This is a genomic window from Pseudonocardia spirodelae (assembly GCF_037727765.1).
GTDB classification, from domain to species: Bacteria; Actinomycetota; Actinomycetes; order Mycobacteriales; family Pseudonocardiaceae; genus Pseudonocardia; species Pseudonocardia spirodelae.
Window position 1 is genome coordinate 66513 of the sequence record NZ_JBBJUP010000020.1, and the last position, 22389, is coordinate 88901.

General features: G+C 76.1%; 23 protein-coding genes. 7 read left to right on the forward strand and 16 right to left on the reverse strand.

What is annotated here, in order from left to right; translation table 11 throughout:
- Positions 1-3: 3 nt before the first annotated feature.
- Genes WJX68_RS21380 through WJX68_RS21405 form a run of 6 tightly spaced genes read right to left on the reverse strand, consistent with a single transcriptional unit; the run spans position 4 to position 5848 of the window.
- Positions 4-534, reverse strand: a complete 531-nt coding sequence (locus WJX68_RS21380; RefSeq protein ID WP_340293902.1) for an NUDIX hydrolase — start codon at positions 532-534, stop codon at positions 4-6.
- 31 nt (positions 535-565) lie between these two features.
- Positions 566-1912 (reverse strand): coenzyme F420-0:L-glutamate ligase, encoded by a 1347-nt coding sequence (locus tag WJX68_RS21385; protein WP_340293904.1) that lies wholly within the window; start codon positions 1910-1912, stop codon positions 566-568.
- Positions 1905-2909, reverse strand: a complete 1005-nt coding sequence (gene cofD, locus WJX68_RS21390) for a 2-phospho-L-lactate transferase (protein WP_340293906.1) — start codon at positions 2907-2909, stop codon at positions 1905-1907. Before cofD ends, WJX68_RS21385 begins: the two co-directional genes overlap by 8 nt.
- A 19-nt stretch (positions 2910-2928) precedes the next feature.
- The gene (locus WJX68_RS21395) at positions 2929-3864 is read right to left on the reverse strand and encodes a DNA-3-methyladenine glycosylase family protein (RefSeq protein ID WP_340293909.1); all 936 of its coding nucleotides are present in this window, start codon (positions 3862-3864) and stop codon (positions 2929-2931) included.
- 10 nt (positions 3865-3874) lie between these two features.
- Entirely contained in the window at positions 3875-4945 is a 1071-nt protein-coding gene (gene manB / locus WJX68_RS21400; RefSeq protein ID WP_340293911.1) for a mannose-1-phosphate guanylyltransferase, read from the reverse strand.
- A 30-nt stretch (positions 4946-4975) separates the two neighbouring features.
- Positions 4976-5848: a glycosyltransferase family 2 protein gene (locus tag WJX68_RS21405; RefSeq protein ID WP_340293913.1), complete on the reverse strand. Its 873-nt coding sequence runs from the start codon at positions 5846-5848 to the stop codon at positions 4976-4978.
- A gap of 366 nt (positions 5849-6214) precedes the next feature.
- Here WJX68_RS21405 and WJX68_RS21410 point away from each other — a divergent pair, with 366 nt between their 5' ends.
- Genes WJX68_RS21410 through ilvA form a run of 3 tightly spaced genes read left to right on the forward strand, consistent with a single transcriptional unit; the run spans position 6215 to position 9922 of the window.
- On the forward strand, positions 6215-7876 hold the full coding sequence (locus tag WJX68_RS21410) for an LCP family protein (RefSeq protein ID WP_340293915.1): 1662 nt from the start codon (positions 6215-6217) through the stop codon (positions 7874-7876).
- Positions 7877-7893: 17 nt separating this feature from the next.
- On the forward strand, positions 7894-8634 hold the full coding sequence (locus WJX68_RS21415) for a TIGR03089 family protein (RefSeq protein WP_340293918.1): 741 nt from the start codon (positions 7894-7896) through the stop codon (positions 8632-8634).
- 22 nt (positions 8635-8656) lie between these two features.
- Complete coding sequence (ilvA, locus tag WJX68_RS21420; protein WP_422785754.1) at positions 8657-9922, forward strand: threonine ammonia-lyase IlvA; 1266 nt, start codon at positions 8657-8659, stop codon at positions 9920-9922.
- Between the two features lie 8 nt (positions 9923-9930).
- Here ilvA and WJX68_RS21425 read toward each other — a convergent pair whose 3' ends face one another.
- From WJX68_RS21425 to WJX68_RS21435, 3 genes are read right to left on the reverse strand one after another with little or no spacing between them, the layout of a single operon-like run.
- Complete coding sequence (locus WJX68_RS21425; RefSeq protein WP_340293920.1) at positions 9931-11103, reverse strand: benzoate/H(+) symporter BenE family transporter; 1173 nt, start codon at positions 11101-11103, stop codon at positions 9931-9933.
- A 27-nt stretch (positions 11104-11130) separates the two neighbouring features.
- The gene (locus WJX68_RS21430) at positions 11131-12084 is read right to left on the reverse strand and encodes a squalene cyclase (protein WP_340293922.1); all 954 of its coding nucleotides are present in this window, start codon (positions 12082-12084) and stop codon (positions 11131-11133) included.
- Positions 12085-12096: 12 nt separating this feature from the next.
- Positions 12097-13251: an acyl-CoA dehydrogenase gene (locus tag WJX68_RS21435; RefSeq protein WP_340293925.1), complete on the reverse strand. Its 1155-nt coding sequence runs from the start codon at positions 13249-13251 to the stop codon at positions 12097-12099.
- Between the two features lie 60 nt (positions 13252-13311).
- On the opposite strand from WJX68_RS21435, the gene WJX68_RS21440 reads away from it, so the two are divergent.
- Positions 13312-14019, forward strand: a complete 708-nt coding sequence (locus WJX68_RS21440; protein ID WP_340293927.1) for a TetR family transcriptional regulator — start codon at positions 13312-13314, stop codon at positions 14017-14019.
- A gap of 297 nt (positions 14020-14316) precedes the next feature.
- Here WJX68_RS21440 and purE read toward each other — a convergent pair whose 3' ends face one another.
- Complete coding sequence (purE, locus tag WJX68_RS21445; RefSeq protein ID WP_340293929.1) at positions 14317-14832, reverse strand: 5-(carboxyamino)imidazole ribonucleotide mutase; 516 nt, start codon at positions 14830-14832, stop codon at positions 14317-14319.
- On the reverse strand, positions 14829-16073 hold the full coding sequence (locus WJX68_RS21450) for a 5-(carboxyamino)imidazole ribonucleotide synthase (RefSeq protein ID WP_340293931.1): 1245 nt from the start codon (positions 16071-16073) through the stop codon (positions 14829-14831). Before WJX68_RS21450 ends, purE begins: the two co-directional genes overlap by 4 nt.
- Positions 16074-16107: 34 nt before the next feature.
- On the opposite strand from WJX68_RS21450, the gene WJX68_RS21455 reads away from it, so the two are divergent.
- Positions 16108-16635: a GtrA family protein gene (locus tag WJX68_RS21455; protein ID WP_340293933.1), complete on the forward strand. Its 528-nt coding sequence runs from the start codon at positions 16108-16110 to the stop codon at positions 16633-16635.
- A gap of 10 nt (positions 16636-16645) precedes the next feature.
- On the opposite strand, the gene WJX68_RS21460 is transcribed toward WJX68_RS21455, so the two are convergent.
- Complete coding sequence (locus WJX68_RS21460) at positions 16646-17920, reverse strand: sensor histidine kinase (protein WP_340293936.1); 1275 nt, start codon at positions 17918-17920, stop codon at positions 16646-16648.
- An 8-nt stretch (positions 17921-17928) separates the two neighbouring features.
- Positions 17929-18585 carry a response regulator transcription factor gene (locus WJX68_RS21465; RefSeq protein ID WP_340293938.1) on the reverse strand — a complete coding sequence of 219 codons (657 nt, stop codon included), beginning with the start codon at positions 18583-18585 and terminating at the stop codon, positions 17929-17931.
- Positions 18586-18650: 65 nt separating this feature from the next.
- Here WJX68_RS21465 and WJX68_RS21470 point away from each other — a divergent pair, with 65 nt between their 5' ends.
- Both WJX68_RS21470 and WJX68_RS21475 read left to right on the forward strand, forming a co-directional pair.
- Positions 18651-19466, forward strand: coding sequence for an inositol monophosphatase family protein (locus tag WJX68_RS21470; protein ID WP_340293940.1), 816 nt, complete (start codon positions 18651-18653; stop codon positions 19464-19466).
- Positions 19459-19911 (forward strand): MaoC/PaaZ C-terminal domain-containing protein, encoded by a 453-nt coding sequence (locus WJX68_RS21475; protein WP_340293942.1) that lies wholly within the window; start codon positions 19459-19461, stop codon positions 19909-19911. Before WJX68_RS21470 ends, WJX68_RS21475 begins: the two co-directional genes overlap by 8 nt.
- Before the next feature lie 19 nt (positions 19912-19930).
- On the opposite strand, the gene WJX68_RS21480 is transcribed toward WJX68_RS21475, so the two are convergent.
- The 3 genes from WJX68_RS21480 to WJX68_RS21490 all read right to left on the reverse strand — a co-directional run bounded on the left by WJX68_RS21480 (position 19931) and on the right by WJX68_RS21490 (position 22382).
- Positions 19931-20869: a hydroxymethylglutaryl-CoA lyase gene (locus WJX68_RS21480; RefSeq protein WP_340293944.1), complete on the reverse strand. Its 939-nt coding sequence runs from the start codon at positions 20867-20869 to the stop codon at positions 19931-19933.
- On the reverse strand, positions 20866-21465 hold the full coding sequence (locus tag WJX68_RS21485; protein WP_340293946.1) for a PH domain-containing protein: 600 nt from the start codon (positions 21463-21465) through the stop codon (positions 20866-20868). The genes WJX68_RS21480 and WJX68_RS21485 overlap by 4 nt, the downstream gene beginning before the upstream one ends.
- Before the next feature lie 68 nt (positions 21466-21533).
- Positions 21534-22382 (reverse strand): biotin--[acetyl-CoA-carboxylase] ligase, encoded by an 849-nt coding sequence (locus WJX68_RS21490; RefSeq protein ID WP_340293948.1) that lies wholly within the window; start codon positions 22380-22382, stop codon positions 21534-21536.
- Between the last annotated feature and the right edge of the window lie 7 nt (positions 22383-22389).

Genomic DNA, 22389 nt, shown 5'->3' on the forward strand with positions numbered 1-22389 from the left:
CCGTCAGCGGGCGGCGGCGACCATGGTGGCGACGGTGTCGTCGTCGTCCGGGAGCGCGCCGACCGGCCACCAGCGCAGGTCCAGCGACTCGTCGCTGATCCGCGGGGTCGCCCCGGCGGGGGCCCGGACCAGGTAGCGGACGTCGAGGTGGCGGGTCGGCACCCCCAGCGAGCAGGTGACCGGGTGGACGTCGACGTGCAGCGGGTGCTCGCCGATCTCCAGGCCGTCCATCCCCGACTCCTCGGTGGCCTCGCGCAGGGCGGCGGCGCGCAGCGACGCGTCGCCGGGCTCGCAGTGCCCGCCGAGCTGGATCCAGCGGCCCACCCGCGGGTGCAGGGTCAGCAGCGTGTGCTCGCCGGTCGCGTCGAGCAGCAGCGCCGACGCGGTCAGGTGCCCGGGCACGCAGGAGCGCTCGCACGCGTCGTCGGGGCGGGCGTCGAGGAACGCCAGCAGGGCGTGGCGCAGCGCGCGCTGCCCCGCGTCGGGGGGCTCCCAGGCGCCGAGCTCGCCGGCCGCCGCCGCCGCGGTCACCACGTCGCGCTCCGCCGGCCGGCCGGGCCGGGGCTCACCGCTCCACCAGCGCGTCGCCGGGGTCCCGCGGGGCGCGGGGGGTGAGCGGCTCGACCGGCACCCCGACGGCGACGGCGCCGAGGGCCTCCCAGTCGCCGGGCAGCCCCAGCGCCGCCCGGGCCACGTCGGCGGCGAAGATCGTCGACCCGACCCAGCAGGACGCGAGCCCCTCCGCGGCCAGCGCGACGAGCAGCGACTGCACCGCCGCCCCGCCCGCGACGGTGAACATGTCCCGCTCGGCGGCGTCGCGGGCGTCGCCGTAGGCGTGCATCCCCGCGCGCGACCGGAACGCCAGCACCAGCTCCGGCGCCCGGCGCAGCAGGTCCCCGCGGGCGAGGCGGCGCGCGACCTCCTCGGCGGGGCGGCCGTCGGCCTCGAGGTCGGCGCGCCAGCGCTCGCGCAGCGCGTCGAGCACGGCGCTGCGCCGCGCGGGGTCGCGCAGCCACACGAACCGGAACGGCGTGCTGTGGTGCGGGGCGGGCGCGGTCAGCGCGACGCCGACGGCGCGGCGCAGGGCGTCGGCGTCGACGGGGTCGGGCGCGAAGTCGCGGGTGCTGCGGCGCAGCAGGACCGCCTCGCCGCGGCCGCGGGCGATCGCCTCGGCGGTCCCGAGCCGGAACAGGTCGTTCTCGATCGGGCGGATCAGGTCGCGGGCCGTCGACCCGTCGTCGGACAGGGTCATGCCGCGCACCACCGCGACCGGCAGCGCGCCGAGCTTGCCCTTCACCAGGTCGGCGGCCGCGGCGATCTCGTCGGCGACCGCGATCTCGGTGACGACCAGGTCGTTGCCCTGGCCGTCGACGGCGCCGCCGTAGCCGTGCAGGACCGTCAGCCCGGCCGCGCCGATCGCGATGTCGGTCTGCCCGACCCGCCAGCTGCGGCCCAGCGTGTCGGTGACGACGACGCCCACGTCCACCCCGAGCCGCTCCCGCAGCCCGGCGCGCAGCCCGGCGGCGCTGGCGTCGGGGTCGGCGGGCAGCAGGGCCAGCTCGTCGCGCCGCACGTTGGATCCGTCGATCCCGGCCGCGGCCTGCACGATGCCGAGCTTCCCGGCGACGATCAGCGTCTTCCCGGTCCGGGCGACGACGCGCTCGGTCTCCTGGTCGACGAGCCTGCGGCGCAGCGCGTCGCGCTCCTCGTCGTCGACCGGGGCCGGCACGAGCCGTCCCTCGACCTTGGAGAACACCTTCGAGGTGACGACCACGACGTCGCCGTCGCGCAGCCAGCCCAGCCGGTCGGCGAGCGCGGCGGTGAGGTCGTCGCCGGGGCGGAACTCCGGCAGCCCGGTGACCGGCAGGATCTCCAGCCGGTCCGCGGCGTGGTCGCCGACCGGCTCAGACACCCACGCCCGCCAGGTCGAACGCGGCGCGCGCCATCGCGGCGGTCGCCTCGTGGTCGGTCATCAGCAGCGGGACCTCGCGCACGGTCGCGCCGGGCACGGTCGCGGCGTCGCCGGTGTGCACCAGGTAGCCGTCGAGCAGACCGCCCTCGCCGCGGCCGCCGTAGTGCCGCCCGACGCCCTCGGCGCTGGTCTCGACGGCGATGGCGCTCAGGCAGGCGTCGGCCATGCCGCGCACCGGGGCGCCGCCGACGATCGGCGACAGCCCGACGACCGGCGCGGGCGTCGCCGCGAGGGCCTGCGCGACCCCGGGCACCGACACGATCGTGCCGATCGAGACGACCGGGTTCGACGGCGCGACGAGCACGACGTCGGCCCCGGCGATCGCGGCGCGCGCCTCGGGCAGGATCGCGGCCTGGTCGGCCCCCACCGAGGCGAACCGGTACGCCTTCGGCGCGGCCCGGTGGCGGATCCACCACTCCTGGAAGTGGATCGCGACCTGCGGGGTCTCCTCCACCGCGGCCGGGTCCGGGTTGTCGATCACGACGTGGGTCTCGACGCGGTCGTCGGAGGCGGGCAGCAGCGTCACGCCGGGCTGCCAGCGGTGGCACAGGGCCTCGGTGACCTGGGAGAGCGGGTAGCCGGCGCGCAGCATCCGGGTGCGGACGAGGTGGGTGGCGACGTCGCGGTCGCCGAGCCCGAACCAGGTCGCGTCGGCGCCGTAGGCCTCCAGCTCGGCCGTGACCGACCAGGTCTCCTCCGACCGCCCCCAGCCCTTCTCGACGTCGATGCCGCCGCCGAGGGTGTACATGCAGGTGTCGAGGTCCGGGCAGACGCGCAGGCCGTGCAGCCAGATGTCGTCGCCGACGTTGACCACCGCGGTGATCTCGTGCTCCGCCGCGGCCGGGGCGGGCCCGACCGGGGGCAGCCCGAGCGCGAGCTTGACGCCTTGCAGGAAGCGGGCGCCGCCGACCCCGCCGACCAGAACGGTGACCTTCACGCGCCAGACCCTACGTCCGTCAGAGCGACCGGTAGTCGCGCGGGGAGAACCGGGGCCCGAACCGGGGGCGCCGGAACCCCGAGGACTCGATGTAGCGCACCGCCCGCTGGCGCTGCGGGACGTACGGGGCGAGCACCTCCGCCATCCCGGCGTCGTCGAGGTCGTGGCCGAGCAGCGCCCAGCCGACGGTGTTGGGCACGTGGAAGTCGCCGAAGCTGACCGCGTCCGGGTCGCCCCACGCCCGCTGGGCGATCTCCGCCGCCGTCCACACCCCGATGCCGCGGACCCGGCGCAGCAGGACCCGGCCCGCCTCGCCCCGCAGCTCCGCGGCCCGCTCCAGCCGGTGCGCGACGACGGCCGCGTGCAGGATCGCCGTGCGCCGCGCGTGGTCGACACCGGCGCGGTGCCACTCCCATTCCGGGATCGCGCGGACCTGGCCGGGGGTCGGCGGCACCCGCATCCCGGCGGGCACGATCCCGGCCGGCCCGGGCGCCGGATCGCCGAAGCGCCACGCGAGCTCGCGGTGGCTGCGGTGCGCCTCGGTGCCGGTGACCTTCTGCTCCAGCACCGCGGGCAGCAGCGCGTCCCAGACCCGGCCGGTGGAGCCGAGCCGCAGCCCGGGGCGGCGGCGGTGCGCGTCGGCGACCAGCGGGTGGTGCGCGACGAACGCCGACGGGTCGTCGTCGGCCCCCAGCAGCGACGGCAGCCGGTCGATCTCCCAGGCCGCGCCCGGGCCCCAGCCGGTGGCCCGCACGGTGCCGTCGGCCCGGCGGCGGATCGCGGTCGTCGCGGCCCCGGCGGGCGTGGTCGACACCCGCCAGATCACCGCGCCGTCGGCGGCGGTGCGCCAGGTGGGGTCGCCCCGGCCGCGGCGCAGCGGGGCCAGCACGCCGTACAGGTCGAGCGGGAAGGGCGGGCGCCACTCCCGGTCCACCACCGCCGCGGCCGTCGTCACGACCCGATGGTCACACGTCCGGGGAGAACCGGACGCCGTGGGGCGGGAGGGTGACGTCGGGCCAGATCCGCATGTTGTTGCGCAGCTCGCAGTGCGCGCCGATGACGGCCCGGTCGCCGACGACGGTGTCGCGGATGCTCGCGCCCTCCTCGACCACCGCGCCGGCCCCGATCACGGAGTTCTCCACGACCGCCCCCGCCTCGACGACGGCGCCGTCGAAGAGCATCGAGCCCTCGACGCGGGCGCCGGAGCCGATCCGGGCGCCGCGCCCGACGGTCGTCCCACCGAACACGAACGCGTCGGCGGCCACCTCGGCGCCCTCGAGCACCATCGACTCGCCGGTCGGGCCGGGCAGCGCCGCGGACGGCGCCACCCCGCGGACCAGGTCCGCCGAGCCGTGGACCAGGTCGCCGGGGGTGCCCATGTCGCGCCAGTAGGCGACGTCGACGTGGCCCTGCACGTGCGCGCCGGAGGCCAGCAGGTCGGGGAACGTCTCGCGCTCGACCGACACCGGCCGCCCCTCCGGGATGGTGTCGATGACCTCGCGCCGGAAGACGTAGCACCCGGCGTTGATCTGGTCGGTGGGCGGGTCCTCGGTCTTCTCCAGGAACTCCAGCACCCGCCCGCTGGGGTCGGTCGGCACGCAGCCGAACGCCCGCGGGTTCTGCACCCGCACCAGGTGCAGGGTCACGTCGGCCCGCGCGTCCTTGTGGGTGTCGACGACCGCGCGCAGGTCGGTGCCCGCGAGCACGTCGCCGTTGAAGATCATGACGTGCTCGGCCGACAGCTTCCCGGCGACGTTGCGGATCCCGCCGCCGGTGCCCAGCGGCTCGGTCTCGGTCACGTAGGTGAGGTCCAGCCCCAGCGACGAGCCGTCGCCGAAGTGCTCCTCGAAGGTCTCGGCCAGGTAGCTGGTGCCCAGCACGGCCCGGCGGATGCCCGCCTCGCGGATCCGGGACAGCAGGTGCGCCAGGAACGGCACGCCCGCGGTCGGCAGCATCGGCTTGGGTGCCGACAGGGTCAGTGGCCGCAGCCGGGTGCCCTTGCCCCCGACCAGTACGACCGCCTCGACGTCGTGCACGGTTCTCCCTCTGGTGTTTCTCTCGGTCGGCTACCGGGTCGTCAGGGCCGAACGCACGGCCAGGCCCGCCCGGAACGCGGCGCGCAGCGGTGCGCGGGCCGGGCCGCGGTGGCGGTCGGCCAGGTAGCGGTAGGCGCTGCGGTGGTGCTCGGCGAGCATCCGCGCCGACACCTCCGGCTTGCCCGTGGACGCTCCGCCCACGTGTACGACATCGGCGGACGGGACGTACACGTTTCGCCATCCGGCGAGACCCAGGCGTTCGCCCAGGTCGACGTCCTCGAAGTACATGAAGTAGCGCGGGTCGAAACCGTCGACGGAGTCGAAGGCGCTGCGGCGCAGGAGCAGGCACGACCCGGACAGCCAGCCCGCGGCCCGTTCGGTCAGGTCCTCGCGGCTGCGCCGGTAGGCCGCCGTCCACGGGTTCGCGGGCCAGACCGGCCCGAGCGCGGCGTGCCCGGCCCCCGCGACCAGCGACGGCAGCTCCCGCGCCGACGGGTAGACCTCGCCGGAGGGCTCGCGGATCAGCGGCCCCAGCGACCCCGCGCGCGGGTGGCGGCGGGCCGCGTCGAGCAGGGTGTCCAGCGAGCCGGCGCCCCACTCCAGGTCCGGGTTGGCGACGACGACCCACCCGATCTCGCGCGGCAGCGACGCGACCCCGCGGTTCGCCGCGGCGCCGTAGCCGACGTTCTCGCCGATCGGCAGGAAGGTGACCTCCGGCCGTGCCCGGGCGGCGCGCTCGGGGGCGCCGTCGACCGAGCCGTTGTCGGCGAGCACGACCGGCACCCCGGTCCGGGTGGTCGCGCCGCGCAGCGAGTCCAGGAACGTGTCCAGCAGAGCGCCCGGCGAGTAGGTCACCGTGACGACGGCGAGCCCGTCGCCGTACCCCGGCACGCCCTCACCCACCGCTGCTCCCCTCTCCTGCACGCCCGCAACCCAACCAGACCCGTCGGCCCGCGGTCCGCCGGGACGCCCGTTCGCGCCCGCGAAGATCACACCGAGTGATCACCGCCGGGTCCGCGACACCCTGTCGTCATCCCCGCGACGGCCCCGAGCAGCGACGACGGGTGACACCCGCCCGTCACTCTCAAGTCCACCGACCCTACGACGACCGGGCGAGCCGCCCGACACGCAGGCCGTCACGGCCCGCGCCGGCCGCCCGCATGCTGCACCCTGGTGCCCGGCCGGCCCGTCCGGTCCTACGGACGTCCGGGACCCGGCCCGGTTGACCGGTGTCACCCGTGCGGGTGGGGCCGAGCGAGGGGAGCGAGCATGGGCGACGGCCGCGACCGCTCCCGGCCCTCGGCGGCCGAGCGCGCCGCCGCGCGCCGCGCCGGCCGCTCCGCCGCCCCGCAGAGCTGGTCGCGCTCCCCCGCCGTCCGCGCCGGGGCGGCCGGGCGGGACCGTCCCGCCGGTCCCGCGGGCTGGTCCCGCCCCGGCGCGGGCCGGGCCGTCGACGCCCACCCGGCCCACCCCACCCGCACGGCCCCGGCCGCGCGGCGCGGCCGCGGCCACCGGCTGCTGGCCCGGCTGCGGCTCGCCGTCGCGGTGCTGTCGGCGCTCACGGTGCTGCTGACCGGCGCGGTGTGGACCCTCTACCGCGACGTCACCGGCGGCATCACGACGACGAACCTGCTGTTCGGCGGCTCGGCGGGCGGCGAGCAGAACATCCTGCTCGTCGGCGTCGACAGCCGCACCGACGCCCAGGGCGACCCGCTGCCGGCCGAGGTGCTCGCCCAGCTGCGCAGCGGCGCGGAGTCCGGCGTCCTCAACTCCGACACGATCATCGTGGTGCACCTGCCCGCCGACGGCGGCAGCGCCACCGCGTTCTCCATCCCGCGCGACTCCGAGGTGTCGATCCCGGGCCTCGGCCGCAACAAGATCAACGCGGCGTACCCGCAGACCAAGGCGCAGACCGCGTCGCGGCTGGTCGCCGAGGGCGTCACCGACCCGCGGCGGGTCGACCAGGAGTCCTCCCAGGCCGGCCGGCAGGCGCTGATCACCACCGTGCAGGACCTCACCGGCCTGGGCATCGACCACTTCGCCGAGGTCAACCTGCTCGGCTTCTACAACCTCACCAACGCCATCGGCGGCGTCGAGGTCTGCCTCACGGCGCCGGCCAAGGACGCGTTCTCCGGCGCCGACTTCCCCGCCGGCCCGCAGACGATCTCCGGCGCCGACGCGCTCGCCTTCGTCCGCCAGCGCCACGGCCTCGCCGGGGGCGACCTGTCGCGGATCAACCGCCAGCAGGTGTTCCTGGCCGCGGTGGCCGCGAAGGTGCTGTCCTCGGGCACGCTGACCGACCCGACGAAGCTGGGGTCGCTGATCGACGTGGTGCAGCAGTCGGTCGTCATCGACAGCGGCTGGGACCTGCTGTCCTTCGCCCGCGAGGCGTCGTCGATCGCGGCCGGGCGGATGGACTTCCTCACCATCCCGACCGGCGGCCCGGAGACCACCCGCGGCAAGGACGTGCTGGTCGTCGACCCGGTCCTGGTGCGCGAGTTCGTCAGCACCCACACCGCGCCCGAGCCCGAGCCGCAGGAGGCCGCCGCGACCTCGGAGCAGGCACCGGCGCCGGTCGTGGCCGACGTCGCCAACGGGTCCGGGGTCACCGGGCTCGCCGCGCAGGTCGCCGACACCCTCGGCCGCGACGGGTTCACCCCCGGCGAGGTCGCCAACGCCCCGGACCGCACCACCTCGGTGGTCCGCTACAGCCAGGCCGACGGCGACGCCGCGGCCCGCAGGGTCGCCGAGGCGCTCGGCGGGATCGGCGTCGAGCAGTCCGACGCCGTCGCCCAGGGCCGGGTGCAGGTGCTGCTCGGCACCGACCGCGCGACCGGCTCGCGCACCACCGCCGCGGCGGCCGCACCCGCCGCCGCGGCCGGCCCCTCGACCCCGCCGATCACCGCGGGCGGGGTGCCCTGCATCGACTGACGTAGCGTCGGCCTGCGATGGACACCGTCTTCGGCTCCGGCCTGTTCCTGCCCGACGCGCTGCTCGGCCCGGCGCTGGGCGCCGCCGCCGCGCGCCCGCTGTTCACCCACTACGACGACGCCACCGGCGAGCGCGTGGAGCTGTCGGGCACCACCGCGGCGAACTGGACGGCGAAGGCCGCGAACCTGCTGCGCGACGAGCTCGACGTCGAGCCGGGCTCGCGGGTCTCCGCGCTGCTGCCCGCGCACTGGCAGACCGCCACGGTGCTGCTCGCCGTCTGGGCGTGCGGCGCGGAGCTGGCCGGCGACCCGTCCGGCGCCGACGTCGTCCTCGCCGACGCCGCCCGCCTGGACCGGGCGCTCGGCGCGGGCGCGGGCACCGTCGTGGCGTTCTCGCTCGACGCGTTCGGGCGCGGGCTGCCCGGCCTGCCCGCGGGCGTCGTCGACTTCGCGACCGAGGTCCGGGTGCACGGCGACGACTTCGTCCCGTGGGACCCGGTCGGCGGCGACGCGCCCGCCTGGGACGGCGCCACCGGCGAGCAGGTCCTGGCCGCCGCCCGCGAGCGGGCCGGCGCGCTGGGGATCGGCGCGGGCGACCGGGTGCTGTCGACGACCGGCTGGGACACCGCCGACGGGCTGCGCGACGGGCTGCTCGCGGTGCTGGCCGCCGGGGCGTCGCTGGTGCAGACGGTCAACCCGGCCCCCGACGCGCTCGTCCGGCGCGCGGAGACCGAGCGGGTCACGCTGCGCCTGGGGTAGCCGCAGGTCACGGCCGCGGTCCATGACACCCTGGACGACCGTGACCCCCTCTGTGAGCGCCCGGGACGTCGACGACGCGGCGGCCCGGCTGCGCGCCGTCATCGGCCCGACCCCGCTGCAGCTCAACCCGCGCCTGTCCGACGCGCTCGGCGGCGAGGTCTGGGTCAAGCGCGAGGACCTGCAGCCGGTCCGTTCGTACAAGATCCGCGGCGCGTACAACCTGATCGCCCAGCTGCCCGAGGCCGACCGCCTCGCCGGGGTGGTCTGCGCCAGCGCGGGCAACCACGCCCAGGGCGTCGCGTTCGCCTGCCAGCGCCTCGGCGTGACCGGGCGGGTGTACCTGCCCGGGACGACCCCGCGCCAGAAGCGCGACCGCGTCGCGCGCCTGGGCCGCGACGCCGTCGAGGTGCGGGTGGTCGGCAACACCTACGACGAGGCCGCCGCGGCCGCCCGCGCCGACGCCGAGTCCACCGGCGCCACCCAGGTGCCCGCGTTCGACGACCCGCGCACCGTCGCCGGCCAGGGCACCATCGCCCGCGAGATCCTGTCCCAGCTGGCCGACCCGCCGGACGTGCTGGTCGTGCCGGTCGGCGGCGGCGGGCTGCTCGCCGGGGCGATCACCTACCTGCGCGAGCACTCGCCGGGCACCCGGATCGTCGGCGTCGAGCCGGCCGGGGCGGCGAGCATGGCCGCCGCGGTCGCCGCGGGCGAGCCGGTGGAGCTGGGGTCGCTGGACCCGTTCGTCGACGGCGCCGCCGTGCGCCGGGTCGGCGCGGCCACCTTCGACGTCGTCCGCGACGCCGGGGTCGAGCTGCTCGCGGTGCCCGAGGGCCGGATCTGCGTGGAGATGCTCGCGCTCTACCAGTCCGACGGCATCATCGCCGAGCCCGCCGGGGCGCTGTCCCCCGCCGCGCTGGACCGGCTCGACATCCCCCGCGACGCGACGACGGTGTGCCTGCTCTCCGGCGGCAACAACGACGTCTCGCGCTACGCCGACATCGTCGAGCGCGCGCTGGTCTTCGAGGGCCGCAAGCACTACTTCCTGGTCGAGTTCCCGCAGGAGCCGGGCGCGCTGCGCCGGTTCCTCGACGACGTCCTCGGCCCGGACGACGACATCACCCTGTTCGAGTACACCAAGCGCTCCAACCGGGAGACCGGCCCGGCGCTGGTCGGCATCGAGCTGGGCAGCCCGGACGACCTGCCCGCGCTGCTCAAGCGGATGGACGAGGCGCCCCCGCACATCGAGCCGATCCCGCCGGACAGCCCGCTGTTCGGCTTCATCCTGTAGCCGCGGCCTCAGCCGGTCCGGCGGCCCAGCACCAGGTGCAGCACGACCCCGGCGACCAGCCCCCAGAACGCCGCCCCGATCCCGGCGACCGTCACCCCGGCCGCGCTGAGCAGGAACGCCGCCGCCGCGGGCACCCGCGCGACGGCCGCGTCGCCCGCCCCCTCCGGGACGGTCAGCGCCCCGGCCAGCGCCGCCCCGAACGTCGCGAGCAGGGCCAGGCCCGCGACGGACTCGACCACGCCCGGCGGGGCCGCGGCGACCAGCGCGGCCAGCGTCGTCGCGAGCGGGGCGAGCACCAGGCAGGTGACCCCGTTGGCCTGGCAGGCGACCCACCGGCGGGCCGGGTCGGGGTGGGACTCCGGGGACGCGGGCAGCGCGGCGGTGATCGCGGCGAGGTTGATCGCGTGCGCCCCCGCGGGCGCGCCCAGCACCGTCCCGGCGCCGGTGAGCACCATCGCGTAGCGCCAGGGCACGGTGTAGCCGGCCGCCGCGAGGACCGCGACGCCGGGCACGTTCTGCGAGGCCATCGTGACCACCCACAGCGGCAGCGCCACCCCGACCACCGCCGCGACGGAGAACGAGGGTACCGTGAACGCGAGCGCCGGGGCCCGCAGCCAGCCCCAGCCGTCGGCGAGCACGATCACCACGACCAGCGCCAGCCCGAACGCCGCGGGCGACGCCCAGCGGGGCGCGAACCGCTGCAGCACCACCCACAGCACGACGATCGGCGCGACGAGCAGCGGCTGCTCGACCAGCGCGCGCACCGGGGCCAGGCACAGCGGCAGCAGCACCCCCGCGAGCATCGCCTGCGCGATCGGCGCGGGGATGGCCGCGACCAGCCGTCCGAGCGGCCGCACCAGCCCGGTCGCCACGATCAGCACGCCGGTCACGACGAACGCCCCCACCACCGCGGGCCAGCCGCCCGCGACGGCGCCGGTCGAGGCCAGCAGCGCGGCGCCGGGGGTGGACCACGCGACGGTCAGCGGGCGGCGGAAGCGGCGTGAGAGCCACAGTGTCGCCACGCCCATGAGCGCGGTGAGTACGACCAGCCCGGACGCGGCCTGCGCCGGGTCGGCGCCGGCGCCGCGCAGCCCGGCCAGCACGACGGCGAACGAGCTGGTGACCCCGACGACCGCGGAGACCACGCCGACCGACACCGGCTGTGCCCAGGAACGACCCACCCGCCGACCCTAGCCACGGCCCGGTCGTCAGGCCGCGGAGTCCCACCAGGACAGGACGCGGGTGGCGTGCAGGGTCAGCCACGGCGACGGCTCGCCGGGCGCGACGTCGACCTCGAACCACATCTCCCCGGGGTCGCGCTCGCCCTGCGTCCAGCGGCCGTCCGGGCCGCGCCGGGCCCGCAGCAGCGCGATCGCGTCGGCGAGCCGCGGGTCGGGGGCGGCGCCGTCGAGCTCGGCGGCGCGCCGGAAGTGGTCGGTGGCGCGCAGCACGTCGTGGCGCCAGCGCAGCGGGTACGCCAGGTCGTCCGGGGCGCGTTCCAGCTCGACGGGCTCGCCGGTCGACAACCGGTACAGCAGCCCCCGGACCAGCAGGTACTCCTCGCCGGCGCGCCGCGCCCCCCGGGTCGCGGGGGTGCCGCCGGTGGCCCGCTCGTGGGCCAGCAGGCCGCCCACCGCGTTGAGCGTCGAGTGGAACGACGACCGCACCGCGCCGTCCACCCAGAAGCAGTTCCAGCCGCCGTCGGCGAGCCGGTGCTCGTCGAACCAGGCGGCCAGGACGTCCATGTCGCGGCCGAGCCAGAGCCCGTTGGCGACGGTGAACGCGTTGATGCAGGCGTCGACCTCGCCGCCCCAGTAGGGCAGGTCGTCGTACTCCCAGCGGCAGGACTCGAGCTTCTCCGCCGTGCCGGCCAGCACCGCCGGGTCGAGGCCCCACTCGCGCAGGGCGTTGAGCGACCAGGTCGTCGCCGTCCAGGGCTGGCCCGCCACGGCCGAGCCGTCCGCCGGGAAGTACGCGCCGCCCGCCCACGTGCCCCCGGGGTCCTGACGGGCGAGCAGCCGCGCGCCCATCCCCTCGGTCGCGACCCGGGCGCGCGTCGTCTCCCACACCGCCGGCGGCGCGCCGGCCAGGTCGCGTTCGACCTGCCAGCGCAGCGCCGGGTCGGTGTCGAGCAGCCAGTCGAGCAACGCCGGGTCGACCATGGCGTCAGGCTGTCACTTCAGCAGGTTGCGCGCCATCACCATCCGCTGGATCTGGTTGGTGCCCTCGTAGATCTGGGTGATCTTCGCGTCGCGCATCATCCGCTCGGCCGGGAAGTCGCGGGTGTAACCGGCCCCGCCCAGCAGCTGCACGGCGTCGGTGGTCACCTGCATCGCGGTGTCGGAGGCGAAGCACTTGGCGGCCGAGGAGACGAAGCCCAGGTCGGGCTCGCCGCGCTCGGCGCGCGACGCGGCGACGTAGCAGAGCTGGCGGGCGGCCTCGACCTTCATCGCCATGTCGGCGAGCATGAACTGCAGGCCCTGGAACTCGGCCAGGTGCCTGCCGAACTGCTTGCGCTCCTTGAGGTAGCGCGTCGCGACGTCGAGCGCGCCCTGGGCGATGCCGACGGCCTGCGCGCCGATCGTCGGGCGGGTGTGGTCGAGCGTGCGCAGCGCGGTCTTGAAGCCGGTGCCCTCGGCGCCGATGATCCGGTCGGCGGGGATCCGGGCGTCCTCGAAGTGGATCTCGCGGGTCGGCGAGCCGTGGATGCCGAGCTTGCGCTCCTTGGTCCCGATCACGAAGCCCGGGTCGTCGGCGTGCACGACGAACGCGGAGATCCCGTTCGCCTTCTTCTCCGGGTCGGTGACGGCCATGACCGTGTACCAGGTGGACTCTCCGGCGTTGGTGATCCAGCACTTCGTGCCGTTGAGGACCCACTCGTCGCCGTCGCGGCGGGCGCGGGTCTTCATCGACGCGGCGTCGGAGCCGGCCTCGCGCTCGGACAGCGCGTAGCTCACCATGGCCTCGCCGGACGCGACCGAGGGCAGCACCTGCTTCTTCAGCTCGTCCGAGGCCGACAGCAGGATCGGGGTGAGCCCGAGCCCGTTCACGCCGGGGATCAGCGACGACGACGCGCAGACCCGGGCGACCTCCTCGATGACGATGCAGCCCGCGAGCTCGTCGGCGCCCTGGCCGCCGTACTCCTCGGGGATGATCACGGCCTGGAAACCGGCCTTCGTCAGCGCGTCGCGGGCCTCGGTCGGGTAGCGGCCCTGCTCGTCGACGTCGGCGGCGTGCGGAGCGATCTCCTTCTCCGCCAGGTCGCGGACGGCCTCGCGGAGGGCCTCGTGCTCGTCGCTGAGCCGGTAGCTGTCGAAGTCGCTGTTCATGGCGCCCATGCTAACGGCACTCCGTGCCACATGTCACGGGACCTTGCTACCCTCCGTGCCATGACGAGCAGCACTCGGCGCGGCCGTTCCCCCGAGGGCCGCGCCGAGGTGCGCCGGGACCTCGTGGCGGCCGCCGCGCAGCTGTTCACCGACCGCGGCTACGACGAGACGACCGTCGACGACATCGCCGCCGCCGCGGGCGTCGGGCGCCGCACGTTCTTCCGCTACTTCCGCGGCAAGGAGGACGCGCTGTCCCCCGACCACGAGCGGGGGCTCGCCCGGATCTCCGAGGTGTTCGACGGCGCCCACCCCGACGAGCCGCTGCCGTCACTGGCACTGCGTGCCGCGGAGACCGTGTTCGAGCTCTACACCGAGGACGCCCACGTGGCCCGGATGCGCTTCGCGCTGGTCGGTGCGGTGCCGGCCCTGCGCGACCGCGAGGCGGCCTCGGTGCACCACTACCGGCGGCTGTTCACCCGCGAGCTCACCGCCCGGCTGGGTGGGCGGCCCGACGGCGAGCTGCGCGCGACGGTGACCGCCGCCGCCGTGGTCGCCGCGCACAACCAGGCCCTGCGCCGCTGGCTGGCCGACGGCGCCCGCGACGCCGACCTGCCCGGGGCCCTGGAGCACTTCCGGCGGGTGGCGCCGATGCTGCCGCTGGACGACGCGTCGGAGCAGGCCTCCGCGCCGGACCTGGAGAGCGTCACGCGGCGGCTGGAGCGCGCCGCCCGCGCGCTGGAGCAGGGCGCGTCGTCCCGGACCGGCTGACGGCCGGGTGCGGGCCGCACGGCCCCGGACATGCGTGATCCCCGGGCCGCACGGGCGTGCGTCACCGAACCGGACAAGGTTCGGACCCGGGGATCACGGGTGACCGTCGGGAACTCGCCGGCACCACACCGGCTTCCACGACCGTCTCTCCGGGCCGGTTCTCCCGCCCCGGAGCAGAACGTGGTGCTAGCTGACGGCCACCTCACGTGTCCTGCTGTAGCTCATCTGCTGGACCACCTCCTCTCCCGTGTACCGCCACCGTACGCACGGGTCCGGCGCGGGCGCCAGCGGAAAAAATCAGTCCCGCTCGCGCGCCGCGGCGCGCAGCGCGGCGTCCTTGTCCAGCACGCTGTTCTCCAGGTCGGACTGGTACTCCAGCATCGCCTGGCGCAGCCGCTCGTCGCCGGCGCCGAGGATGCGCACCGCGAGCAGCCCGGCGTTGCGGGCGTTGCCCACCGCGACCGTCGCGACCGGCACCCCGGCGGGCATCTGGACGATCGACAGCAGCGAGTCCAGGCCGTCGAGGTACTTCAGCGGCACGGGCACGCCGATCACCGGCAGCGGCGTCGCGGCGGCGACCATGCCGGGCAGGTGCGCGGCGCCGCCGGCCCCGGCGACGATGGCCTGCAGCCCGCGGTCGGCGGCCGACGCGGCGTAGTCGAGCATCCGCTGCGGGGTGCGGTGCGCGGAGTAGACGCCCACCTCCCACGGCACGCCGAACTCGTCGAGCGCGGCACCGGCGGCCTCCATGACCGGCCAGTCGGAGTCGCTGCCCATGATCACGCCGACGCGCGGGGAGCCGGTCTGGGTCATCGGGTTCCTTCCGGGTGGGCGCCGGCGGCACCGGTGCCGCCGTCGCCGGTGTGGGCGGACCAGCCGTCGGCCCAGGTCGCGGTGGCCAGCCAGCCGGCGGCCAGCTCGGCGCGGGTGCGCACGTCGTCCTCGTCGGTGCCCAGCACCGTCACGTGGCCGATCTTCCGGGCCGGGCGGCCGTCCTTGGCGTAGAGGTGCACCTTCGCCTCGGGGAAGCGGGCGAAGCAGTGGTGCAGCCGCTCGTCCATGCCCATCGACGGCTCCTGCGCCGCACCGAGGACGTTCGCCATCACCGCGACCGGCGCGACCGGGGCGGTCGAGCCGAGCGGGTAGTCCAGGACCGCGCGCAGGTGCTGCTCGAACTGCGAGGTGACCGAGCCCTCGATCGTCCAGTGCCCGGAGTTGTGCGGGCGCATCGCGAGCTCGTTGACCACCACCTGCCCGGGCGCGGTCTCGAACAGCTCGACCGTCATCAGCCCGACGACGCCGAGCTCGTCGGCGATCCGCAGCGCCAGCTCCTGGACACGCGCCGTGTCGGCAAGGCCCAGACCCGGCGCGGGGGCGGTGACCCGTGCGCACTGGCCGTCGACCTGCAGGGTCTCGACGACCGGCCAGGCCGCGGCCTGGCCGTACGGGGACCGGGCGACGCTCGCGGCCAGCTCCCGGGTCATCGGGACCGCGGACTCGACGAGCAGCGGGGTGCCGGCGTCGAGCAGCGCGGCGACGTGGCCGGGGTCGTCGGCACGCAGGAACCAGACGCCGCGGCCGTCGTAGCCGCCGCGGGTGGCCTTGAGCACCACCGGCCAGCCGTGCTCGGCGCCGAACGCGGTGACGTCGCCGGGCGCGGTCACCTCGGCGAACGCCGGGACGGGCAGGCCCATGCCGGCCAGCCGCCGTCGCATCACGAGCTTGTCCTGCGCGTGCACGAGCGCCGCGGGCGGCGGGCGCAGCGGGACACCGGCCTCGGCCAGCGGGACCAGCACCTCCTGCGGCACGCCCTCGTGGTCGAACGTGACGGCCGAGCAGCCGGTCGCGAGCTCGCGCAGCGCCGCGGCGTCGTCCGGGTCGCCGAGGACGACGTCCGGCGTCACCCGCGCGGCCGGGTCCTGCGGCGACGCGGCGAGCACCCGCAACGTCTGCCCGAGCGCGACGGCGGCCTGTGCGGTCATCCGGGCCAGCTGGCCGCCGCCGACCATCCCGACGACGGGCATCGCGGCGTCTGGCGTGTCAACCCTCTCCACGAGACGGGAAGCCTAATCTGGCACGATCGTCGGCGTGACGGTGGTGGAGGCGACACTCGCCCGGATCCCCCAGCCGTACCGCGACAAGGCCATCAAGCACCGCGAGCTGATCAAGTTCCTGATGGTCGGCGGTAGCACCTGGGTGATCGACACCGTGGTGTTCCTGGTGCTCAAGGCCACGGTGCTCGCCGACAAGCCGGTGACCGCCAAGGTGATCGCGGTGCTGGTGGCGACCATGGTGTCCTACGTGCTGAACCGCGAGTGGTCCTTCCGGACCCGCGGCGGGCGCGAGCGGCACCACGAGGCCGCGCTGTTCTTCGTCATCAGCGGGATCGGTGTCGCGGTGTACTCGGCGCCGCTGTGGGTCTCGCGCTACGTGTTCGAGCTGCAGGTCCCGGTGGTGTCGCTGGTGGCCCAGGAGTCCGCGGACTTCGTCGCCGGGCAGATCGTCGGCACCCTGGTCGGGATGGCGTTCCGCTGGTGGGCGTTCCGCCGGTTCGTGTGGCCCGACCAGCACGTGCGGCGCCAGCCGCCGCCCCCGGCGCCCGCCCCGCAGGACTGAGCCGGGGCCGCTACCGGGGGCCGGTGCGGTCGGGCACCGGGGCCGCCGCCGCGACGTCGTCGGTGCGCGCGGCCGGAAGGTAGAGCCGGAACACCGGCGGCCGCGCCCGGGACAGCTCCAGGCGCCCGCCGTCGGCCTCGACGAGCGTGCGGGCCAGCGCCAGGCCCAGACCGGTCGAGGACTGCGCGGAGATCCCGCGGTCGAACACGTGCGGGACCAGGTCCTCCGGCACCCCCGGCCCGGTGTCGGAGACCTCGACGAGCAGCGCGTTCTCCCCCGTCCGCGCCGCGATCGTGACGGGGCCGTCGCCGTGCTGCAGGGCGTTGTCGACGAGCACCCCGATCGCCTCCCGCAGCCGCGCCGCGGTGACCCGGGCGAGCAGCCCGTCGGGCACCCGGACCTTCAGCGAGCGCCCGGCCGCGGTGAGCGGGCCGCGCCACTCGCGCTCGGCGTCGGCGACCGCCTCGGCCAGGTCCACCGGCTCGGCACCGACCGCGCGGGCGGCCCGCGCGGACTCCAGCAGGTCGTCGAGGACCGCGGTGAGCCGCTCGGTCTGCTCCAGCGCGGCGTTGGCCTCGCGCCGGGCGTCCGGGTCGGGGTGGCAGGCCAGCTCGTCCAGGCGCAGCTGCAGCGCGGTGATCCGGCTGCGCAGCTGGTGCGACACGTCCCCGACCAGCGAGCGCTCGCGGTGCAGCAGCTGCGACAGGGCCGTGGCCGAGGAGTCGAGGACCTCCGAGACGCGGTCCAGCTCGGCGATGTCGTAGCGGGCCGGGGAGCGCCGGAAGTCCCCGGCGCCGAGCCGGGCCGCGCGGGCGGCCAGGTCGCGCAGCGGGTCCGACAGCCGGCGCGCGGTGTAGACGGCGACGCCGGTCCCGACCGTCACCGAGAACCCGACCAGCAGCACGACGACGGCGACGACCTGCGTCTGCTGGCTGCGCATCACCGAGGTCGGCTGGGACAGCTCCATGATCCCGCCGGGCCCGAACGGGAGCGTCTCGGTCACCGGGTCGTCGACCGAGGCCACGCCGTAGGCGATCGGCACCCCGTCCGGCGGCAGCACGACCAGGCGGCTGTTCGGCGGGATGGCCGCCTCCACCAGGCGGCGCGACTGCGCCCCGGTGCCGTACTCCTCGACGGTCTCGGTCACCTGCTCCAGGCGCTGGGTCAGCTCGGCGCGGGTGAAGTCCTCGACCAGCTGCCAGGTGGCCAGCGCCAGCGGGCCGCCCAGGAACAGCGCGGTCAGCGCCACCGTCAGCAGCGTGGAGATCAGGATCCGGCGGCGCACGGGCGGGCTCAGTCGGCGTTGTAGCGGAAGCCGACGCCGCGCACGGTCGCGATGCGCTTCTCGCCGCCGATCTTGCGGCGCAGCCACGACATGTGCATGTCCAGCGTCTTCGACGACTTCATGTCCGCGTCGCCCCACACGGCGTGCAGGATCTCCTCCCGGGTCACGACCTGCCCGGCGTGGGTCATCAGCACCCGCAGCAGCTCGAACTCCTTGTTGGCGAGGGTGACCTCGTCGCCGTCGAGCAGCACCCGGCGGCCCGACAGCTCCATCCGCAGCCCCCCGACCTCGACGACGTCCTGGGTGCGACGGCGCAGCAGCGCCCGCACCCGGGCGAGCAGCTCGGCGAGGCGGAACGGCTTGGAGACGTAGTCGTCGGCGCCCGCGTCGAGGCCGACGACGAAGTCGACCTCGTCGGTGCGGGCGGTGAGCATGAGGACGGGCAGGTCGGGCAGGGTCGTGCGGACCCGCCGGCACACCTCCAGCCCGTCCATGCCGGGCAGGCCGAGGTCCAGCACGAGCAGGTCGACCTGGGCGCCGGTGACGCGGTCGACGGCGCCGACGCCGTCGCCGACCACCTCGACGTCGTACCCCTCGCGCTGCAGGGCCCGCGACAGCGGCTCGGCGATCGCCGCGTCGTCCTCGGCCAGAACCACGGTGGTCATCTCGCCGAGCATAGGGCTCCGGCCCCCTGGGGCGGCGGCTGTACGGACTGGCATGCTCGCCCAACGTGAAGCCCGAGCGATGCGTGCCCGCCGATCCCGGTGATCTGGATCTCGCCCTGCGGCTGGCGGACCTCGCCGACGCGATCACGCTGCCCCGGTTCCGCGCGGCCGACCTGAGGGTCGAGCGCAAGCCCGACCGCACCCCGGTCACCGACGCCGACACCGCGGCCGAGGACGCGATCCGCGCCGCGCTGGGCCACGAGCGCCCCGGCGACGCGATCCTCGGCGAGGAGCGCGGCGGCACCGTCGACGCGGGCGGGCGCGGCTGGGTGATCGACCCGATCGACGGCACCAAGAACTTCTCCCGCGGCGTGCCCGCGTGGGCCACGCTGATCGCGCTGGTCGTCGACGGGGTGCCGGTGATCGGCGTGGTGAGCGCCCCGGCGCTGCACCGCCGCTGGTGGGGCTCGGCCGGTGCCGGGGCGTGGGCGCGGGACCTGCCCTCGGGCACGCCGCGGCGGATCGCGGTGTCCGGCGTCGCCGACGTCGCCGACGCCTACGTGTCCACCACGAACACCGACACCTTCCGCGCCGAGCCGTCCCCGGCCACCCGCGACGGCTGGATCGCGCTCACCGAGGCCTGCTGGGAGTCCCGCGCGTTCGGCGACTTCTGGCAGCACGTGCTCGTCGCCGAGGGCGTCATCGACGCCGCCGTGGAGCCCGCGGCGAACCCGTGGGACCTGGCCGCGCCGGCCGCCGTCGTCGCCGAGGCGGGCGGGCGGCTGACCGACCTGGCCGGCAACCCGACGTTCTCCGGCGGGCACGGCCTGACCAGCAACGGTCTGCTGCACGACGCGGTGCTGGGGGTGCTCCGTGGCTGAGCTGCACTTCGAGGACCTGCCCGCGGGCGCCGTGTTCGACCTCGGCACCACCGTCGTCGACCACGACGAGATGGTCGCGTTCTCCGCCCGCTTCGACCCGCAGCCGTTCCACCTGGACCCGGTGGCCGGCGAGCGGGTGTTCGGCGGGCTCGCCGCGTCCGGCTGGTTCACCGCGGGGCTGTGGATGCGCGCCTACGTCGACACCCTGCTGTCGCGCGCGGACTCGCTCGGCTCGCCGGGCGGCGACGAGATCTCCTGGCCCGCGCCGGTGTTCGCCGGCGACGAGCTGCACGCCCGGATGGAGGTGCTGGCCGCCCGCGTCTCGCGCAGCCGCCCGTCGATGGGGCTGGTCACCCTGCTCGGCACGCTGGAGCGCGACGGGACCTGCGTGTTCCGGTCCCGGTTCACCGGGATGTTCGGGGTCCGCGCGCCGCAGGAGCCCTGAACCCCCGCCCCGGGCGCGCTCAGTCCTCCGGGGCGAGCGCCGTCACCACCCGCGACGGCGACGGCCGCCCCAGGTGCCCGGCCATCCACACGCTGGTCCCGACGAGCGCGCGCAGGTCGACGCCGTGGGCGATGCCGAGCCCGTCGAGCATCCACACCAGGTCCTCGGTGGCGAGGTTGCCGGTCGCCGACCCGGCGTAGGGGCAGCCGCCGAGCCCGCCCGCGCTGGCGTCCACGGTCGTGACGCCGTGGCGCAGCGCGGCCAGGGTGTTGGACAGCGCCTGGCCGTAGGTGTCGTGGAAGTGCACCGCGAGCCGGTCCACCCCGACCCCGCGGGCGACGCAGGCGTCGAGGACGGCGCCGACGTGCGCCGGGGTCGCGACGCCGATGGTGTCGCCGAGGGAGAGCTGGTCGCAGCCCATCTCCATCAGCCGCGCGCCGACCGCGGCCGCCTGGTCCGGGTCCACAGCGCCCTCCCACGGGTCGCCGAACACCATCGACACGTAGGCGCGCACCCGCAGCCCCTCGCGCACGGCGCGGGTGACGGTGGGCTCGAACATCGCGAACTGCTCGTCGAGGGTGCGGTTGAGGTTGCGCTTCGCGAAGGTCTCGGTGGCCGAGGCGAAGACGGCGACGTGGTCGCAGCCCGCCTCGATCGCCCGGTCCAGGCCGCGCTCGTTGGGGGTGAGCACCGGGTAGTCCAGCCCGGCGCGGCGGTCCAGCACCGCGAGCAGGTCGGCGGCGTCGGCGAGCTGGGGCACCCACCGCGGGTGCACGAAGCTGGTCGCCTCCAGCGTGCGCAGGCCCGCGTCGGCGAGCCGGTCGAGGAACTCCGCCTTGACCGCCACCGGGACGACGGCCTTCTCGTTCTGCAGGCCGTCGCGCGGGCCGACCTCGTAGATCTCCACGCGATCGGGGAGCGCGGGGTCGCGGAACGTGGCCGGGAGACCGGTGCTCACAGGGCTGCCCTCTCTCGCTGCGGTGCGGGGTCCTCCATCCTGCCCCGGACCGCGGCGTCGGCGTACCCGCGCCGGGCCGTGTGCTCGCTCTCCTTATCCGCCGTGCGGCGCCGCTCGGCGAGGCGCCCGATCTCGCGGTGCAGCCGGGCCTGGACCCGCTCGACGGCCGGGACGTCGGTGAAGCGCAGCCGCTCCCCCGCCACGTCGAGCAGCAGGGTGCCGCAGCCGAGCAGGCGCTCCGTGGCGCCGGCGTGCACCCGGACCGCGTCGATCCGGTCGATCGGCACGTCGATCCCGTCGCGCACCAGCAGCCCCTCGCGGACCATGATCCGCCGGTTGGTGACGATCAGGTGGGTGGAGCGCCAGCGGGCCAGCGGCAGCACGGTGAACCGCACGGCCGCCACGGCCGCCAGCAGCGCGAGCGCCAGCCACGCCCCGGGCGCCCAGGTCTGCAGCCGGACGACGGCCGCGGCGAACCCGGCGCCCGCGCAGACCGCGACGAGCACCGCGCCCGGGCGCAGGCCCAGGCGCCAGTGCGGGTGGCCGTGCAGCACGACGTGCTCGCCGTCGTCGAGAGCGTCGTCCGGGAACGCCATGACCCCACGGTAGGACGGCCGCGCCGTGCCGCGCCCGCGACGCGCGGAGCCGAATGTGCAGGTCAGCGCTACGGGTGATCCGCGGGACGCAGATGGACGATGTCGCCGGCGGCCACCGCGACCCGCTCGCCCCCGTCGGCGTGGACCAGCAGCCGGCCCTGCGGGTCGACGTCCTCGGCCATCCCGACGAGGTGGTCCCCGGCCGGGCGCTCGACGCGCACCCGCGCCCCCAGGCTCGCGCAGCGGGAACGGTAGTCGCGCCGCAGCCCGCACGCGTCGGCGTCGCCGCCGGCGGCGCGCCACGCGGACTCGCGCCGGTGCAGGTGCGCGAGCAGCGCGACGACCGTCTCGGCCCGGGTCGCGGTGAACCCGTGCACGGCCAGCGCGGTCGCGCCCCACGGCAGGTCGGTGCCCGGCGTGGAGATGTTGAGCCCGATGCCGAGCACGATCCCCGGCCCGCCGCCGGACAGCGCGGTCATCTCGGCCAGGATCCCCGCGGCCTTGCCCCGCGACGACCCGGCCAGCAGGTCGTTGGGCCACTTCAGGGCCACCGGCAGGTCCGGGGCCAGCTCCGCGATCGCGTCGGCCAGCGCGACGCCGGCGAGCATCGGCAGCCAGCCCAGCCGGTCGGCGGGCACGCCCTCGGGCCGCCAGAGCACCGACATCGTCAGCGCCGCCCCGGGCCGGGAGATCCACGTGCGGTCCAGCCGGCCGCGGCCGCGGACCTGGTCCTCGGCGATCAGGACCGACCGGTCGGGGGCACCGCGGACGGCCTCGGCGAGCAGGTCGGCGTTCGTCGAGCCGGTCGAGGCCACCACGTCGAGCGCCGCCCAGCCGCCCGCGGGACGCAGCACGGCCGTCCGCAGCGCGTACTGGTCCAGCGGGCCACCCGCCGCGTCGTTCGTCCCGGTCGTCATCACCGCG

What these genes read in the sequence shown, in the direction of transcription:
- ilvA (WP_422785754.1), top strand. Translation starts at nt 8,657, where the DNA reads ATGACACCCTGGACGACCGTGACCCCCTCTGTGAGCGCCCGGGACGTC.
- WJX68_RS21430 (WP_340293922.1), bottom strand. Translation starts at nt 12,084, where the DNA reads ATGGTCGACCCGGCGTTGCTCGACTGGCTGCTCGACACCGACCCGGCG.
- WJX68_RS21490 (WP_340293948.1), bottom strand. Translation starts at nt 22,382, where the DNA reads ATGACGACCGGGACGAACGACGCGGCGGGTGGCCCGCTGGACCAGTAC.
- WJX68_RS21435 (WP_340293925.1), bottom strand. Translation starts at nt 13,251, where the DNA reads ATGAACAGCGACTTCGACAGCTACCGGCTCAGCGACGAGCACGAGGCC.
- WJX68_RS21465 (WP_340293938.1), bottom strand. Translation starts at nt 18,585, where the DNA reads ATGACCACCGTGGTTCTGGCCGAGGACGACGCGGCGATCGCCGAGCCG.
- WJX68_RS21415 (WP_340293918.1), top strand. Translation starts at nt 7,894, where the DNA reads ATGGACACCGTCTTCGGCTCCGGCCTGTTCCTGCCCGACGCGCTGCTC.
- purE (WP_340293929.1), bottom strand. Translation starts at nt 14,832, where the DNA reads ATGACCCAGACCGGCTCCCCGCGCGTCGGCGTGATCATGGGCAGCGAC.
- WJX68_RS21485 (WP_340293946.1), bottom strand. Translation starts at nt 21,465, where the DNA reads ATGGCGTTCCCGGACGACGCTCTCGACGACGGCGAGCACGTCGTGCTG.
- WJX68_RS21410 (WP_340293915.1), top strand. Translation starts at nt 6,215, where the DNA reads ATGGGCGACGGCCGCGACCGCTCCCGGCCCTCGGCGGCCGAGCGCGCC.
- WJX68_RS21440 (WP_340293927.1), top strand. Translation starts at nt 13,312, where the DNA reads ATGACGAGCAGCACTCGGCGCGGCCGTTCCCCCGAGGGCCGCGCCGAG.